Raw genomic sequence first — 17,772 nt, 5'->3', positions numbered from 1 at the left:
AATACTATTTTTTTAACGAAACTTAACGTTATAACCCTTTAAGTAAATTCTTCCAAAAATGTAAGGAGTGATTTTATTGTGGATATTTTACAGATTATTCATTATAAAAAATGTTTTTTTAGTAAAGATTGGATAAGGAATTCTTATCGATCCAACTTAAAAGAGATTGAGAACATAAAGGAAAGAGTTGATTATTTAATGAATGATCAAATTATTTTTTCAGATGCTCTCGATATGGAAGCTTGTAATATTCCCTATTCAATCTCAAAATATAAATGGAATGATTATCCAGAAGATGATGTGGAATGGACTTATATGTTGAACCGCCAAGGGTTTATGGTAGATTTAGCCATTACGTATGCTTTAACTCAAAAATCAATATACTTTAAAAAATGGAAACAATTACTATCCTTATTTATCAAAGAAAATGGAGTTCCGAATGCATCAAATAATAATTCATGGAGACCGATTGATTCAGGTATTCGATTAATGAATTGGTTGAAAAGTCTCACGTATTTACCTATAGAAAAACTAACAAATGAAGAGTTGGAATTAATTGATGAATCAATGATGATTCATATTCAATTTTTAAAGAACTCCTATATTGATAAGTATCGTTTAAGCAACTGGGGTGTCTTGGCATTGAGCGGAATTGCAGTATACGACTTATTCTTCCCTGAGAAGATAAAAAGCAGTCTCATGGATTGGGTATGGGTGCAGTTAGAAAATCAAATTGATCTTCAATTTTATTCGGATGGCGTTCACTGGGAACAAAGTCCACTATATCATCATGAAGTGATTTCAAGCCTTGCTTATATTCTACAAGTTTCTGAATGTTTAAAGAGAACTTTACCAATTAATCTTCGAGCTAAATTGGAACAACCGATGAAATCTTCTTACTATATGGCTAGTTCGGATGATTATTTGAGCCCTTTACATGATAGTGATTATGTAGATTTTACCTATATATATAATATTTATCGGGAAATGGGATTTCTTCCGCAAAATGGCAGCAGTTCTTCTGCATTATTTTTGGGAGCTTTGTACACGGATCATAAGAGAAGCCAAATTGAACTGCCCGCTTTGTTTCGTGGGGAAAAAAGCGGCTTTAGTGCTCTTAAAAAAGAAAGTGTTTATTTCACACTATTTAATGGTTTGCATGGCAGTTCGCATGGCCATGCTTCTGCTGGGAGTTTTACACTGAATTACCAGAATGAAGAAATTATCTCTGATGGAGGAAGGTATACTTATACAGAAAGTTCTATACGAAAAGATTTAAAAGGAATAGCAGCTCATAATACGTTTTTTGATGAGGAAGATTTATCAACTGTGATTACAGAGTCGTGGGGGTACGATCATCTTCCTTTGCCTATCTTTCAAAATACTAGTGAAATAGAAGGTATATCGGGAGGGTATTTATTTTCCAATGCTTGGATATCCCATCCCTCCGAATCGCATCTTTTAAGTTATTATTCAAGAGATTTTCTTATTCTGGAAGAGCAGTCTTTGGTTATCATCTATGACTCTTATCGTGGCAACGGAACATCATTAACGACTACTTACAACTTCAATGAAATTTGTCAGGTGATTCCTAGAGATGAAAATAGGATTGAATTTAAGGCACAATTATCTACCGGAGAATTATTTGTTCGAAACGGACTCTTAAAAATTGAAAATCAAAAACGCTCAAGTATATATAACGAACTTATTCAACATCAACGAGTGATAAATAAAAACAAAGTGGAGAATGGACAAGTAAACGAAATTTCAGTTATTACATTGAATCAATCGATTCAGTGCCAACCATTATCGGTATATCAAAATGGGAAGACAGATAAGTATCCAGATGCTTCAGGAGTAAGAATCTTGTTGGATAATCATGAATTTTTGGATATTTATTTCCTTTTTAATGATGTAATCAAAGGAGATAAACTTTTTAAAACAGAAGCAAATCAATATTTTTACGGAAAAATAACGGCATTCAATAAAGATAATCAAATGATAAAAATAAAATAATGAGTAGAAAAGCCTTTTATTACAAGGGCTTTTTAGCTGTCTTCTTTTAAGAAAACAGCATTTTTTATTTTTTTTAAAAGAATACGTTTACAAATGAGAAAATCTTTTGTATTATAGATATAGGGTTAACACGTTAAGGGAGGAACTATAAAAATGAGTAAAGTAAATTTAGAACCGCTTGTTTCGAGTGATGCATATATAGCGAGTGGTTTGTTAACAGAAAAAAAGATTGATGAGGCAATCGCTCAGGCGATTAAAAAAATCGATTACAATATTGTAAAGCTCGGTAATCTTTTTCCAGGACCAGCTACTAAAAATAATGCCTATCAACCGATGAAGAATATTGAATGGACGAACGGTTTTTGGACCGGTATTCTTTGGTTAGCTTACGAAGCAACAGGTGATGATAAGTATAGAAAGTTAGCTGAAAAACATGTGGATGATTTTTATAACCGTGTTGTAAATGATGTCGAATTGGACCATCATGACCTAGGATTTCTTTACATTCCATCATGTGTAAGCGCATATAAACTAACTGGTAATGAAAAAGCAAAAGAAGCCGCAATGCTTGCAGCTGATAAATTAATGACACGTTATCAAGAAAAAGGGGAGTTTATTCAAGCTTGGGGAGAATTAGGAGCAAAAGATAATTACCGATTAATAGTAGATTGCTTGTTAAATATACCTTTACTATACTGGGCAACGGATGTGACAGAAGATGGTTCTTACCGAGAGGTAGCAGAAAAACACTATCGTTCTACTATTGAAAATGCGATACGTGAAGACGCATCTGCTTTTCACACCTACTACTTTGATCCAGAAACAGGGGAACCAATAGAAGGTAAAACGCGTCAAGGTTATTCTGATGATTCTAGCTGGGCTCGCGGTCAAAGCTGGTTAATTTATGGAATCGCTTTAAACCATTATTATAATGAAGATCCAGAGAATATTGAGTTGTTTGAGTCTGTAACAAATTATTATTTAAATCGTCTACCAGAAGATTTTATCAGTTATTGGGATTTGATTTTTTCAGATGGCTCTGACCAATCGCGTGATACCTCAGCAGCAGCGATTGCTGTATGTGGTTTGAACTTAATGGATAAATTTATACCTGAGACAAACAAATATAAACTCGTCTACAAATATTCACAACATGCCATGTTAGAAAGTTTAATCGATAACTACACCGATCAAAAAACGGAGGGAGTAACAGCACTGATAAATTCTGGTGTTTATTCATGGCATTCAGGAAAAGGAGTAGATGAAGGTAATATTTGGGGTGATTATTTCTACTTGGAATCATTAGTTAGATTTAAAAAGAATTGGAAAATGTATTGGTAAAACTTAGGAGGAAAAATTATGATACAACCAGATTTAAAATTAGTTAGAATTGATGAACGTCTCATACACGGGCAAGGCCAATTATGGATTCGATCACTTGGGGTGAATTTATGTGTTGTTGCCAATGATGATACTGCTAGTGATCCACTTCAACAAACGCTTATGAAATCTGTTGCCAAAAATGTTGGGATGCGATTTTTTACAATTGATAAGACAATAGAAATTATTCATCGTGCTGCACCAACGCAACATATCTTTTTAGTAGTTAAAAATCCGCAAGATGCTTTGTGGTTAGTCAAAGGCGGTGTTCCAATAACGAATATAAATGTTGGGAATATTCATAGTGCAGAAGGGAAACATAAAATATCAAATTATATTTATTTAGGGGAAGAAGATAAACAAGCTTTAAAAGAATTGCATGAAAAATATAATGTAACCTTTGATACACGAACTTCTCCTATGGCACCAGATGTAGATTCTTTAAACAAGTTAATGGATTATATTACAAAATAGAAATATGAGGTGAAAACAATGGAAATTACTTTACTCCAAGCATTATTATTAGCTTTGGTATCAGGATTGTGTTTTGCTGGTGTTTTATTAGGTCTTTTTACTAACCGTGTAATCGTGCTTTCATTTTTTGTTGGACTTATTTTAGGAGATGTAAAGACTGGGTTAATGATGGGAGCAATTGGTGAACTTGCGTTTATGGGATTTGGGGTTGGAGCAGGTGGGACTGTGCCTCCAAATCCATTGGGACCGGGGATTGTAGGTACGATTATGGCAATCACTTTGAAGAATCAAGGAATTACTCCTGAAAGTGCTTTAGCATTATCTTATCCCTTTGCTGTCTTATTCCAGTTAATGCAGACATTTATTTATACATTGTTTGCTGCTTCACCAGAAGCTGCCAGACGTGCGATTGACAAAGGAAATTATAAATTGTTTAAATTCCATGCAAATGTAACCGTTCTTGGTTTCTTTATAGCAGGATTTATTATCGCTTTGATATCAGCATTGGCTATGGAACCTTTACGTACATTCGTTGAACTTATTCCTCAGTCATTAATCGCTGGTTTGACAGTAGCGGGAGGGTTACTGCCTGCAATCGGATTTGCGATGATCTTATCTGTAATGATAAGTCGAGATGTTATTCCTTACATCCTTTTAGGTTATATCGCTATTGCATATTTAGAGCTTCCAGTAATGGCTATCGCACTGTTAGGAGCAGTATTTGCTTTAATTGATTATTTCCAACAAGAGAAAAATGAAGAGTTGGCTATGACGCAAACAAATAGCTTCAGTGAGGAGGATCAATATGGAATCTAATAAAGGAAATTTAACAAAAAAAGACTATGTTATTTCAACGTTTCGTTCTTATTTTTTACAAAATGGTTTTAACTATACAAACTATCAAGGAACCGGTTATGCGAATATTCTGTTTCCAGGATTGAAAAAAATTTATAAAGACGACCCAGAGGGGCTGAAGAAAGCTACTAAAGATAATATTGAATTTTATAATGTTAACCCACAAACGGTACCGTTTGTTTCTAGTTTACAGTTAGCTATGTTAGATTATGGAGAAGATGTAGATAAGATTCGAAGTATCAAAATGGCATTAATGGGTCCTTTAGCGGGGATTGGAGATGCGATTTCTCAGTTTGGTATAGCACCTTTGTTCTCTACTATTTTTGCAAGTATGGCTATGGCCGGAGTAACAGGCGCTCCAATAATGTTTTTAGTAACGATGATTGGTGTGAACTTGGCTATTAAACTAGGTTTGGGTTGGTTTGGATACAAGATGGGAACTAGCGCCATTGAAACTTTAAGCAAGAAAATCAATCAGGTGTCTCGAGCAGCAAACATTATAGGGGTTACTGTTATTTCTGGCCTGGCTGTAAACTTTGTTAAAGCGAATGTGGGTTTGCAATATGCAACAACAATTGACGGTCAGGAACAAATCGTTTCACTGCAAACGGTACTTGATCAAATTTTGCCAAAATTGCTTCCTGCTGTTATTACAATCTTAGTTTATTACTTGATTAAGAAACGTAATTGGAATGTTTATAAATTATTAGCATTGCTTATTGTGCTTGGAATTACTTTATCTTATGTAGGCGTTTTAATATAAATGATAGTACGGATAAAGGGTTCCCTGTAATCGATTGTGGGGAGCCTTTTCAATTTATATTAACTATTAATATTTACAGGAGGCTATAAAATGATTGGTATTTTGATAACAGGACATGGTGAGTTTTCCCTTGGAATCAATGATGCATTAGAAATGATTGCAGGGAAACAAGAGGGAGTTAAATTCGTTCCTTTTTTTAAAAATGAGTCGACTGATATGTTTGAATCTAAATTAAAAGATACAGTACTGGCAATGAAAAAAGAATATAAATCTGTTATTGTTCTCGCTGATTTAGTGGGAGGTACTCCTTTCAAAACAGCTGTTACTATTCTTGAAAAAGAAGTGGATTTTCGAGTGATAGGTGGAATAAACTTACCATTAGTGATTGAGTTGTCAATGCTGCGATCGACGACAAATGACATTGAAGAATTGCTGGAACAACTTTTGATAACAAGTCAAGAAGCAATTAGTGAATTCAAACAGGTAAATGAAAAAGAAGAATTTGAAACTGAACTGCTTGAAGGAATTTAACTTTATTAGAAGTCCTACAACAATAAAAAGCTGAAACTCTTGTTTTCCAAAGAGTCTCAGCTTTTTAATTTTTTTATTGGAATACGTATTCCAATACTTGCACAGCTTGTTCAATCGTATTCACGGTTACATTCGCTTTATTAGATAATTCCTTTAGCGGATGAATTAATGATTCAGGCCGCACTATAATGAGTGGTTTATTCAAATGAATGGCGGAAGTTGCATCCATTGCGGTATTCCACTGGCGATAATCTTCGCCAAATAGGGCAATCACAATATCTGCTTTTTGCATAAGCACTTGTGTTCTGAAATTATTGATATTACTTGCCGCATCATCTTTGAAAAACTTAGTCGGTTGTTCGCCTAAAATCTCCTCACCAATGGCATCGGATAAGCTGTGATTGGTTTGGGGTGCTACAAATTGATAAGGCAAATTCTTTTCCTTTACTGTTTGCTCTAATTTTTTGCGCCAGTTATCATGAATTTGACCTGCTAAATATACTGTTAGTTGCATATTATCGCTCCTCATGTTTTATTGTCTTGCCTTAATCATATAATACCTAGAGAAAAATTGCAGAGAACATGCTGTATCTTCAAGAAGTACTACTTTTTAGATATGAATGAGATGATATTTTTTAAATGTTTATTAGTGACAAAGTGTCATTTTTGGTGTATTCTAATCTCTAGTGACATTTTGTCACTAAGGAAAATCTGTTCAAATAAAGATGTAGGAGGGTTCATATATATGTTTTTAGCAATAAAGGAAATGCGCTATTCAAAGTTGCGTTATGGTTTAATTATTGGAATTATGTTATTAATCGCTTATGTTGTCTTTATGCTTTCAGGTTTAGCAAGAGGGCTTGCAGAAGAATTTAAAAAAGCGATTGATGACTGGGATGCACAAGAAATTATTCTATCAGAAGATGCTAATAAAACGTTTGCTGCTTCTCAGCTGACGAGAAATGACATCTTTCGTATAGATAATTCAGAAACCGCGCCGATTGGTTTATACAGTGGAGCCATTGACGATGAAGAAAATAAAATAAATATTTCTGTATTCGGTACAAATGAAGATGCGTTTATATTGCCGAAAGTAACAGAAGGAACGTCTTTTCGGAGAATGAATGATATTATTATTTCTCAAAATCTAGCAGAAAAAGGTTATAAGATTGGAGACGAAGTTAAAATAGGTAATTCAGATGAAGTACTAACAATTGTAGGTATTTTCCCTGAGACTTTTTATACCGTTACACCGGTCATTTATACTTCGTTGGATACGTGGAGCATTTTAAAATTCGGTGATCAACCCTTTACCTCAGAGGAAGAGCAACCGATTAATATTATCGCTGTAAAAACAAATCAAGGAACAATCAATAATGACGGAAAGACAAAATTAGAAAAGCTTTCCAAAGATGACTTTATTGAAAGCATACCTGGTTATTCTGCACAAAATCTTACATTAGATGCAATGGTTTATTTTCTGTTTTTTGTAGTTGCAGCGGTTGTCGGCATTTTTATGTATGTCATTACCTTACAAAAAACGAATATCTTTGGTGTGATGAAAGCTCAAGGAATTAGTAATACTTTTATAGCGAAATCAATTGTCGGTCAATCGCTCATGGTCGGATTAATAGGAGTAGCTGCTGCTTTTGTACTTGCTTATTTAACAAGTTTCATTTTGCCCGAAGCAATGCCTTTTGCTATCATGTTCGACCAATGGTTTATCTATAGTGGCATACTAATTTTAGTAGCAGTTTTGGGTGGTTTGTTCTCTGTACACACTGTAACAAAAGTTGATCCAATAACAGCGATAGGAGGGTAAGGTATGAAAGACGTATTAGTAATGAAAAATATTGTAAAAAAATTTGGTGAAGGTCGTACAGGAGTGACGGCTTTAAAAGGAATTGACTTTAAAGTAAGGCAAGGGGAATTTATTAGTATCATTGGCCCATCAGGATCAGGGAAGAGTACCTTTCTGACGATTTCTGGTGGACTACAAAATCCATCTTCCGGCCAGATTATTATTAACGATATTAATTTTTCTAATTTGTCAGAAAAGAAACGATCGAAGCTTCGTTTTAAGGAAATTGGTTTTATTCTTCAAAGTTCCAATTTAATTCCTTTTTTAAAAGTAAAGGAACAGTTTTATTTAGTTGATAAAGTAGAAAAAAAGAAAAATGAAGATGACCGTATCAATCACATTTTGAGCTCTTTAGATATTTTTGATTTGAAGGATAAGTATCCTCGTGATTTATCTGGTGGAGAACGTCAACGGGTAGCGATCGGAAGAGCCTTATTTAATGATCCTAGTTTAATCTTAGCAGATGAACCGACAGCTAGTTTAGATACAGATCATGCTTATGAAGTGGTAAAGTTATTAGTAAAAGAAGCTCATGAGAAACAAAAGGCAACGATCATGGTAACGCATGATTCTCGCATGATTGAATGGAGTGACCGTGTTTATCGGATGGAAGATGGACAATTAATTGAAGAAAAGGCAAAATAATATCTAAAAAGGAGAAAAGTATGCCTAACGAAACATTTTTAAACTTATCAGATGAAAAGAAAGTAAAATTAGAAATGATTCTGCTTGAAAAGTTTTATAATCGTCATGCCAGTCAAGTGAAGGTATCGGAAATTGTTGAAGCGATGCATATGTCGAGAGGCGCATTTTATAAATACTTCCGAGATTTAGAGGATGCTTATACATATATGACCAGAAAATATTCAACGATTATCCATGTCGATATTTTAAAGTTTATTGATGAGAACAAAAATGACTTTTTTGGGGGAATTGAAAAATATTTATTTTGGTGTAGCAATCTAGATCATAATAGTGATTATTGGAGAGGAATCCAGTTTCTTACACAAGAAACGGATTTAGTGACTTATCGCCGAAAGGACTTCCCCGCTGAATCGTTTATGATGAAACAATGGATGGACCTACTTGAATTGAACAAATTTAAGATGGAGAGTTATGAAGAGGCAGTTAGCTTTTTATATTTCGTAATGTCTGTTGTTATGGGATCATTAAAGGATTATATAGCGAATGATTGGAGCAAAGAAGAGCTGGTAAAAGATTTTCGTTTCAAAAGTCACTGGTTGACGAAAGGAATAAAGTAATACTTGATTATGAATGGAAATAATATTTTGGAGGAACTTTTAAATGAATAGATTAGTACGCACAAGTATGTTTTACATGATTTTTGGATTAGTTTCTGGTCTTTTTTATCGAGAATTCACTAAGTTTAATAACTTTACAGGAAAAACACAATTGAGTGTATTGCACACGCATACTTTAATTCTGGGTATGTTTTTCTTCTTATTTGTATTATTATTGGAAAAGAACTTTAAAATTAGTCAACAAAAAAACTATCGGAAATTTTATCTTTTTTATAATATCGGTTTAGGTATTACGATACTAATGATGCTCATTCGCGGTAGCTTGACCGTTTTAGATTATGGAGCGCTACCAGCGCTTGCTGGAATTGCTGGTGTAGGCCATATTATCATTACAATTGGATTGTTTTTCTTTTTCTTTACATTGCTTGGTGCAGTAAGTAGCGATAGTAAGTAGTATATAAAGCAATGACGACATCACTTATTTGTATGAACTGAATGTTCTGAGTAATTGATGTCGCTTAACGTATTCATTTGTTGTAATCGCTTTCTGTTTTTGTTACATTAGTGATAGAAAAACAAATCCAAAAAGAAGGAGTGATGGTATGGTGCAAACAGTTTATACCAATTATTGGCAAAGTCGGTTTGGAAGAGTTAGAAAAGAACACGGTAGCTATAAGAGCGAAGAAGAAGCAATCGAAGGGATTAAAGCTTGGTGGGAATTGCATAAGGAAAATCATTCGAACGTACAATATATTCGGACGAATACCGGTGCTTTAGAAATCATTTATGGTGATGAAAGGTATGTATATCGAATCGAAAAAAGAACCATTGATGGAACTCTACCAACTAGGAGCTATCGATTGAAAAAATCTGGGGAAATTAATTCCCTGCGCTCTAAATATCTTTTGGATGAAGACTCTTTCTTGTTTGATGAACTAGCTGAACCATTTCGCGATCGGTTAATATTAGCAATGGCAGATAGCAAAAAAGCTAGAAGCTTCATCTACGATCGTGATGGCCGACCAATTCATGAACTTGGTTTAACTGTAAAAATAAATTCTTCAAGAGCGTTAAGTTATTAGCAGCTGTGAGTTTAAGTAAAAAATATAAAGCATAATAAAGTCAGAGACTTCAAAGACGAATACGTTTTTGAAGTCTTTATTTTTGCCGTTTTTAAGAGTTGTTAATAATCCATTAAATATTTCGAAATGAAGATTATTTGACGATAAGCGAAATAATCATTAGTATGGATGTCGGAACGCTAATGACCATATTCTTATCTATTGTCAACTTTATAAATATTCAACTTACATTGACTCTGTCCGATGATTTAATATTTTCCGTATCGATACGGAAAATATATCTATTAACAATGCGAGCGTTTTACATTATGCTTACAATGTAATAAATCTTATAGAGATATAAAGCAAATTAATGGAGGGATTTAGTGTGAAAAAAGGTTTGATTATTTGTGCTGGAGGAATGAGTTCGTCTTTATTAGCGAAAAAAGTATCCGAGTATTTTGCTTCAAAAGGAGAAGAAATTATTGTAGAGGCAACTGGTATTGGAGAAGGGGCACAAGCAATAGAGGATGATAAGTATGATGTATATCTTGTTAGTCCACAAACAAAGATGCATTATGAAAGATTGGCGAAATCAGCAAAAAATCATGATAAATCTATTGTGAATATTCCGCCTCAAGCTTATGTACCCATTCCAACTGGCATTCAAAAATTAGCAACGGTTGTGGAGGAAAACATTTAATTAAGGTTGATGTCATTTGAACAAAAAACAAATTACAATTCTTAGACTGTTATATCAAAATAGAAATCATTTTATAACCGCTCAAGAAATTGCTTATGAAACAGATATTTCAGATCGAACAGCTCGAAAGTATGTCAAAAACGTTGACGAGATAATAAAAGAGAATGGAGCTGCTATTGAAGCAAAACGAGGTCAAGGTTATCGCCTTCTCGTTCATGATTCAAATACATTCAATATTTTTTATCAAAATGTCTATAACCCGCTGCAAGCGGAAAAGAGACCCATACCGATACAAGATGTTGGGGAACGCCAATATTATATTTTAAAACAGCTCTTATTGGAAGGAAATCAAGCTCTGGTTGAGAACTTAGCGGATGAACTATTTGTTTCACGCTCTACTGTATCGAACGAATTAGTTGAAATAAAAAAAATACTGAAGCCATATGATTTGTTCTTGGAAAGCAAGCCGAACCGAGGTTTATATATTTTTGGAAAAGAGCAGTCAAAGCGGCACTTTATTATGGAATATTTCTTTATGAATAAACTAAGTGACAATATGCATGCCTTTTCTTTGTATACAAGTTTGCTGGAAGAGGTTAATATTGCTGAGATTTTGATGATTGTTTTGGATGAGTGTCGTGAAGCACAATTACAGTTATCTGATTTTGTGATTTATAATATTGTCCTTCATATTGGACTTGCGATTAAACGAATCCATTCTGGCTTTGAAATGGATGCAATTGAAATATATGGAGACAAGAATTCGATTCAATATCAAACAGCGATTCGGATCATCAATCGTGTAACGAAAAGTTTAGGGATTGAATTTCCAGATGAAGAGGCAAATTATATTGCTCTACATTTAACAAATAAAGTAACGACTGAATCAGTCTATCAAAAGACAATATTCAATGAGCAAGAAATTAAACAGCAGCTCACTCAAGCGTTAATAAATATGGATAAAAAAACAGGTGTTGATATGGTGCATGACCACATACTAGTGGATGGCCTAATGACTCATTTTACGCCGATGTTTGTTCGTCTCCAAAATAATACAGAACATGTAAACCCATTGCTTTCAGAAGTGAAACAGAAGCATCATCAAGTTTTCAACTGGGTGTTGGAATTCATTGCTGAGATGCCTATCTTCAAACAATACAATGTATCTGAATCTGAGTGGGCTTATGTTGCGATTCACATATTGGCAGCGATTGAAAGATTTATGAACAAACAAAAAGTTCATGTTTTGGTTATTTGTGCAACAGGTTTAGGCAGTTCACAAATGTTGAAAATGAGACTGGAAAATGAGTTTGGTTCAAAACTCGCAATCGATGAAGTAATCAGTTATTACGAAATAACAGATGAGAAATTGGAAGGAATTGATTTAATTATCTCTTCAATAAACTTATCCAATGTTATCTTTAACATACCAGTCGTACAAGTAAGTGTATTTCTTGGAGAAGAAGATATTAAAAAAATCAATGGAAATATCTCCCAACACAAGGGACTTGAGACGCTTAAAAATACACCTCAACTTCAATCCTATCAAATGAAGGATGTCTTTCATACTTTCTTCAAACGGGAATTATTCCTACTTGTAGATCGTCCAACAGATAAAAAAGAGGTAATCAATCAGTTGATTTCACTTATCGAAAAAGTCGAGAAACGTCCGATATACAATGAACTGAGTACCCAGTTGAAATTAAGGGAATCATTTAGTTCCGTGGCCTTTTCAAAATATTTAGCAGTTCCTCATCCGATTGATGGGGTAACGAATTCCCAATACGTTGCTGTAGCCATTGTTCCATCAAAAGTGGAATGGGATGAAGCTAATAAAGATATTCAGTTAGTTTTTATGCTGGTTCCTGATCGCTTTCAGAGTGCAGGCCTCGAAGTTATTAGTCAATCATTGACTGCGGTAGTTGAGGATGATTCGCTTCGCAAGGAATTGGTGAAATGTACGACTTTTGAAGAGTTTACTAACGCATTTATTAAAGTTTTATCTTATGACAATTGAAAACACAAAGGGGAAGGAGAAATTATGGATAAAGAACAAATACAAGCAGTGGCTTTTGAGATTATTTTACATAGTGGAGATGCGAGAACAGTGGTTCACGAAGCATTTAAATTGATGCGTGAAGGAAATGAAAAAACTGCGATTGAAAAATTAGAGGATGCCAACAATAAACTAACTCAAGCTCATAAAGCACAAACACAGTTGCTGCAATCATATGCAGGCGGAGAAGAAGTAAATGTGGACATTATTATGGTTCACGCTCAAGATCACCTGATGACAACGATGACATTAAGAGAAGTTGCTTTAGAAATGTTAGAGTTGTATAAACGAATCAATTAAAAAGAGGAGAAGAATATGCCGAAAAAAATACAGACTGTTTATAAGAATAATCGAGACCAAGCAGTTCTGAAAAATATGCATTATAATCGATTTTTGTTGTTTCGATATTCACTGGCATTGTTTTTTTTCGCTAATCTGTATTGGTTGATTAGTTTTTTTGTTACTGCAAGTAATTTTTGGATTGTTCCATTAGCAGTCATGGTATTATCTGTACCAGCCATATATGAACAAGTAAAATTGAATGGCACCACACCTAAAGACATGATTCATTTAAAGAGTACCAATCGATACTTTTTTGTGCAATTAGGGGTCAATCTTGCTTTGATTCTGACCAGTTTAACTTCATGGGGGATGGAGAGGTTGTTTGAATTTATTGCAAATACGACTAAAGGATGGCTATTTCTGTTTGTTATTTTATTGGTGGGAGCCATTATTAGTCTCTTGGATGTAAGAAGAGTAGAACAAATAAAGAACAATTCAGATAAAACGTTGCAAGCAATAGTAGATTTTGAAAAAACATCTGGAAAGGAAAGAAAGAAAAATTATGGAACAAGAAAATAAATTCTTTTCATGGCTTGAAAACAATCTAATGGGTCCGTTAAGTAAAATGGCTCAATTCAAAATAGTAAGAGCAATTATGGGAGCAGGGGTTGCAGCGATTCCATTTACAATCGTTGGATCTATGTTCTTAGTATTAAATGTACTTCCAACTGCCATTCCAGCACTTCAAGGAATTTTTGACACATCATTAGGAAAAATAAGTCCGTTATATATGCTCGCTAATACAGCAACAATGGGAATTTTAGCTCTTTATTTCAACTTAGTATTAGGGTATGAATATACCAAAATATACGCAGAGGAAGACGACTTGGATTTAAACCCATTGAACGGTGCACTATTATCCATGTTCGCATTCTTCATGTCAATTCCTGTCTTAGTGTTTGCAGACAGTTCAATTGTTCGTGTGACAGAAATCACCGATGCATCAACAATTGTAAATGGTTGGATTATGGGTGGTGATGGGGTTGCGCGTTTAGGTACTGCAGGTATCTTTACGGGAATTATCATGGCAATCATCGCTGTTCAACTATATCGTTTGTGTGTAGCGAAACAATGGGTTATCAAAATGCCAGAAGGTGTTCCTGATGGCGTAACACGTTCGTTTACTGCTCTAGTTCCAGCATTTGTTATTGCTTTTGTAGTTATTATTATTAACGGAATCTTGGTAGCGCTTGGAACAGATATCTTTACAATGATTGAAGTACCATTTGGTTTCGTAACCAATATTGCGAATTCATGGCTTGGAGTAGTAGTTATTTTCTTCTTCATTCACTTATTGTGGCTTGTGGGAATCCATGGAACGAATACAATCATTCCAATGCTACAACCAATCTTATTGGGGAATTTGGCGTTGAATGCGCAAGAAGGGCAAATTGTTCCTTTTGCAGGGGCTTTTGCTAAAACATTTGTTGAAATTGGTGGTTCTGGAGCAACGTTGGGTGCGGTTATCATTATTACCTTCTTTGCTAAGTCTCAACAGTTGAAATCACTTGGAAAAGCTGCGATTATCCCATCTATCTTTAATATTAATGAGCCGGTAATTTTTGGTCTTCCAATTATTTATAACCCATACTTAGCAATACCGTTTATTGTAGCACCAATGATAAATGTTTCACTTAGCTATTGGGCAATCAAACTAGGCTTTATCAGTCCAATTATCGCTCAGGCACCATGGCCAACACCCGTAGGAATCAGTGCATTTATTGGTACAGGTGGAGACTGGCGTAGTGTTGTGCTGGCACTCCTATTATTGGGACTTTCAACAGTGATTTATTATCCCTTTATTCGAGCATACGATCAAAAACTACTGCAACAAGAAATGGAAATTTCAGAAGCATAAAAATTATAACAACTTCAAAAGAGGAGGAACTTTTCGTGCTAACAATTGAAAAAGGAAGCTTCCCGAAAGATTTCTTATGGGGAAGTGCCTCGGCTGCCTATCAAATCGAAGGGGCTTGGGATGAAGATGGAAAGAGTCCATCTGTTTGGGATAAATTCGTCAGAATTCCTGGTAAGACATTTAAAGGAACAACTGGAGATGTAGCAGTAGACCATTACCACCGGTACAAAGAAGACATTGCTCTAATGGCAGAAATGGGGATGAAAACATATCGTTTCTCCATTGCATGGACAAGGATTTATCCAAATTCGATGGATGAAGTTAATCAAAAAGGACTTGATTTTTATCAGGATATTATTGATGTATGTTTAGAAAACGGGATCCAACCAATGATTACTTTATACCACTGGGATTTACCGCAATATCTACAAGACGCATACCGAGGATGGGAAAGCCGTCAAATCATAGAAGACTTTGAAAAATATGCTGTGACATTATTTAAAGAATACGGTAATAAAGTGAAATATTGGATTACGATGAACGAACAGAATATTTTTACTCGATTGGGTTGGCAATCAGCTCAACACCCACCAGGCTTATCAGATGAAGACAAATTACATTACCAGGTAAATCATCATGCCTTTTTAGCTCATGCGAAAGCAGTTGAAAAGTTTCATGAGATAGTAGCTGATGGAATGGTGGGAGCAAGTTTTGCTTTTCATCCTAGTTATGCACTGGATACTAAACCAAAAAATGTTTTAGCGAAGCATGACTTCGATGACTTAAAAAATTATTGGTGGATGGACGTATATGCATACGGTCGTTATCCCAGAGCAGCGATGAAGTATCTCGAATCTAAAAACATTGCTCCAAAAATTCAAGAAGGAGATTTTGAGTTGCTAAAATCTGCTTCTGAAAAAGTAGATTTCATGGGTGTTAACTATTATCGTAGTGACGTGGTTGAGCACAATCCTGAAGATGGTGTTGATAATTCAGGTATTGTGAATGTATCTGGAAAAAAGGGAACATCCACAGAAACAGGTATGGCTGGAATCTACAAGAGTCCTTTAAATCCTCATTTACCTACTACTGACTGGGATTGGACGATTGATCCGATGGGACTGCGTATTGGCTGTCGAGAAATTACAAGCAGATACGATTTACCAATCATCATTTCCGAAAATGGCTTAGGCGCTTTTGATAAGTTGGAAGAGGATAAATCTGTGCATGATCCTTATCGTATCAAGTATATTCAAGAACATTTAAAACAAATTAAAATGGCCATCGATGAAGGTAGTGACATCATCGCATATTGTACCTGGTCGTTTACCGACTTATTAAGTTGGCTAAATGGCTATCAAAAACGCTACGGTTTTGTCTATGTTGATCAATCAGAATACGAGAGCAATCCAAGCTTGAATCGCTATAAAAAAGATAGCTACTATTGGTACAAAAACATAATTGAAACAGATGGCGAAGCTATTTGGGAATAATCAAAACAGAAGAATAGAATCAAAAAGAGCTGAGGTACTTGAACTCAGCTCTCTTTTTCGAAGAAAATTATTCAACTCTCAAAAAAATCAGAAAAAATGTCTAACTACGTAAATAAGGTGTCACTTAGTATTTACCAAAATCTTATGACGAATAGATGTCTAAATGGCAATAGAGTATTGTGATAAAATAAAAAGTGGGGTGATTACAAATGCGCGTTAGGAAAGCAGTTTTGACAGACGCAAAAGGGATGGCAAAGGTGAACGTTGATTCATGGAGAACAACATACCAAGGTATTGTTTCATCTTCTTTTCTTGAGGATATGAGCTATGAAGTGAGAGAAGAAGCATTTAAAAGAACACTCGAGAATAGTCAAAACATTGTTTTTGTTGCGGAAAATGACAGTATTATCGGATATATTGTAGGTGGTGAAAATCGCTATCAAGAACGATTTCCAAATTACCAAGGTGAATTATTTGCGATTTATCTCTTGGAAGATTACCATAAAAAAGGAATAGGTAAGTTATTGGTAAGGGAATTCAGACGGGATTTAAGGAAAAATGGAATTGAGAATATGATGGTTCAAGTATTAAAAGATAATCCGTCAAGGAGTTTTTATGAAAAATTAGGAGCAACTTATATCGGCGAAGCAATAATAGAGATTGATAATCAAGAATTAATAGAAGTAGTACTAGCTTGGAGTAATTTGTCTTTTGTTATGTGATTAGATAAATCTTAGGTAGGAAAAACAGGAAGAGGGTGTTAACTTGGCAATTAGTTATAGATTAATAATTATATTACTTGCCATTCTTATTTTCCCGTTCATTTTATCATTTTTGTATAGGAATAAAGAAAAGAGAGATAAGGGATTTGGATTTGTTTATTACGGATTGAGTTATCGGCGCAGAATGATACGTACCTTATGGCTTACGCCATTAATAGTTTTTTTCATTATAATAATTTACTTCGGTTTAGTTCGAAGTTCGGAATTAAAATTGCTTGCTTCAATTTTTATTTTGTCCGTCTTTGCTATCCAACTCTATTACAATTATTGGAAATGGAATAAGTATGAAAGAAATAATGAAAATCCCAAATAAAAAAGTTGAAGCCTGTGATAAA

General features: G+C 34.5%; 19 protein-coding genes. 18 read left to right on the top strand and 1 reads right to left on the bottom strand.

Going from position 1 to position 17,772, the window contains the following annotated elements; all coding sequences use genetic code 11:
• The first annotated feature begins 78 nt into the window (after positions 1–78).
• The 6 genes from EJN90_RS13650 (at position 79) to EJN90_RS13625 (ending at position 6,019) form a co-directional block, all read left to right on the top strand.
• Positions 79–2,016, top strand: coding sequence for a heparinase II/III family protein (locus EJN90_RS13650; protein ID WP_126112149.1), 1,938 nt, complete (start codon positions 79–81; stop codon positions 2,014–2,016).
• 153 nt (positions 2,017–2,169) lie between these two features.
• The gene (locus EJN90_RS13645; protein WP_126112147.1) at positions 2,170–3,357 is read left to right on the top strand and encodes a glycoside hydrolase family 88 protein; all 1,188 of its coding nucleotides are present in this window, start codon (positions 2,170–2,172) and stop codon (positions 3,355–3,357) included.
• An 18-nt stretch (positions 3,358–3,375) separates the two neighbouring features.
• The gene (locus EJN90_RS13640) at positions 3,376–3,870 is read left to right on the top strand and encodes a PTS sugar transporter subunit IIB (RefSeq protein WP_126112145.1); all 495 of its coding nucleotides are present in this window, start codon (positions 3,376–3,378) and stop codon (positions 3,868–3,870) included.
• Between the two features lie 18 nt (positions 3,871–3,888).
• Positions 3,889–4,686, top strand: coding sequence for a PTS mannose/fructose/sorbose/N-acetylgalactosamine transporter subunit IIC (locus EJN90_RS13635; protein ID WP_126112143.1), 798 nt, complete (start codon positions 3,889–3,891; stop codon positions 4,684–4,686).
• Positions 4,676–5,488 (top strand): PTS system mannose/fructose/sorbose family transporter subunit IID, encoded by an 813-nt coding sequence (locus tag EJN90_RS13630; protein ID WP_126112141.1) that lies wholly within the window; start codon positions 4,676–4,678, stop codon positions 5,486–5,488. The genes EJN90_RS13635 and EJN90_RS13630 overlap by 11 nt, the downstream gene beginning before the upstream one ends.
• 90 nt (positions 5,489–5,578) lie before the next feature.
• Positions 5,579–6,019: a PTS sugar transporter subunit IIA gene (locus EJN90_RS13625; protein ID WP_126112139.1), complete on the top strand. Its 441-nt coding sequence runs from the start codon at positions 5,579–5,581 to the stop codon at positions 6,017–6,019.
• A gap of 73 nt (positions 6,020–6,092) precedes the next feature.
• Here EJN90_RS13625 and EJN90_RS13620 read toward each other — a convergent pair whose 3' ends face one another.
• Positions 6,093–6,533 carry a YtoQ family protein gene (locus tag EJN90_RS13620; RefSeq protein ID WP_126112137.1) on the bottom strand — a complete coding sequence of 147 codons (441 nt, stop codon included), beginning with the start codon at positions 6,531–6,533 and terminating at the stop codon, positions 6,093–6,095.
• Between the two features lie 231 nt (positions 6,534–6,764).
• On the opposite strand from EJN90_RS13620, the gene EJN90_RS13615 reads away from it, so the two are divergent.
• From EJN90_RS13615 to EJN90_RS13560, 12 genes are all read left to right on the top strand, one after another.
• Positions 6,765–7,841 carry an ABC transporter permease gene (locus EJN90_RS13615; RefSeq protein ID WP_126112135.1) on the top strand — a complete coding sequence of 359 codons (1,077 nt, stop codon included), beginning with the start codon at positions 6,765–6,767 and terminating at the stop codon, positions 7,839–7,841.
• Between the two features lie 3 nt (positions 7,842–7,844).
• On the top strand, positions 7,845–8,525 hold the full coding sequence (locus EJN90_RS13610; protein WP_126112133.1) for an ABC transporter ATP-binding protein: 681 nt from the start codon (positions 7,845–7,847) through the stop codon (positions 8,523–8,525).
• A 20-nt stretch (positions 8,526–8,545) separates the two neighbouring features.
• Entirely contained in the window at positions 8,546–9,142 is a 597-nt protein-coding gene (locus EJN90_RS13605; protein ID WP_126112131.1) for a TetR/AcrR family transcriptional regulator, read from the top strand.
• A 43-nt stretch (positions 9,143–9,185) separates the two neighbouring features.
• Positions 9,186–9,596, top strand: a complete 411-nt coding sequence (locus EJN90_RS13600; protein ID WP_126112128.1) for a DUF2871 domain-containing protein — start codon at positions 9,186–9,188, stop codon at positions 9,594–9,596.
• A 148-nt stretch (positions 9,597–9,744) separates the two neighbouring features.
• Positions 9,745–10,224 (top strand): hypothetical protein, encoded by a 480-nt coding sequence (locus tag EJN90_RS13595; protein ID WP_126112126.1) that lies wholly within the window; start codon positions 9,745–9,747, stop codon positions 10,222–10,224.
• A 367-nt stretch (positions 10,225–10,591) separates the two neighbouring features.
• A complete protein-coding gene (locus EJN90_RS13590) occupies positions 10,592–10,906 on the top strand; it encodes a PTS cellobiose transporter subunit IIB (protein ID WP_126112124.1) in 315 nt (104 codons plus the stop codon).
• Between the two features lie 16 nt (positions 10,907–10,922).
• Entirely contained in the window at positions 10,923–12,923 is a 2,001-nt protein-coding gene (locus EJN90_RS13585) for a BglG family transcription antiterminator (protein WP_126112122.1), read from the top strand.
• 24 nt (positions 12,924–12,947) lie between these two features.
• Entirely contained in the window at positions 12,948–13,262 is a 315-nt protein-coding gene (locus EJN90_RS13580) for a PTS cellobiose transporter subunit IIA (protein ID WP_126112120.1), read from the top strand.
• A 15-nt stretch (positions 13,263–13,277) separates the two neighbouring features.
• Entirely contained in the window at positions 13,278–13,823 is a 546-nt protein-coding gene (locus EJN90_RS13575; protein ID WP_126112118.1) for a hypothetical protein, read from the top strand.
• Positions 13,807–15,162, top strand: a complete 1,356-nt coding sequence (gene celB, locus EJN90_RS13570; RefSeq protein ID WP_126112116.1) for a PTS cellobiose transporter subunit IIC — start codon at positions 13,807–13,809, stop codon at positions 15,160–15,162. The genes EJN90_RS13575 and celB overlap by 17 nt, the downstream gene beginning before the upstream one ends.
• 44 nt (positions 15,163–15,206) lie before the next feature.
• The gene (locus tag EJN90_RS13565) at positions 15,207–16,655 is read left to right on the top strand and encodes a glycoside hydrolase family 1 protein (protein ID WP_227872631.1); all 1,449 of its coding nucleotides are present in this window, start codon (positions 15,207–15,209) and stop codon (positions 16,653–16,655) included.
• 209 nt (positions 16,656–16,864) lie between these two features.
• Positions 16,865–17,377, top strand: a complete 513-nt coding sequence (locus EJN90_RS13560) for a GNAT family N-acetyltransferase (RefSeq protein WP_126112112.1) — start codon at positions 16,865–16,867, stop codon at positions 17,375–17,377.
• Positions 17,378–17,772: the final 395 nt, after the last annotated feature.

The organism is Jeotgalibaca ciconiae, assembly GCF_003955755.1.
GTDB lineage: Bacteria > Bacillota > Bacilli > Lactobacillales > Aerococcaceae > Jeotgalibaca > Jeotgalibaca ciconiae.
This window is presented reverse-complemented; position numbering and strand designations above follow the sequence as displayed.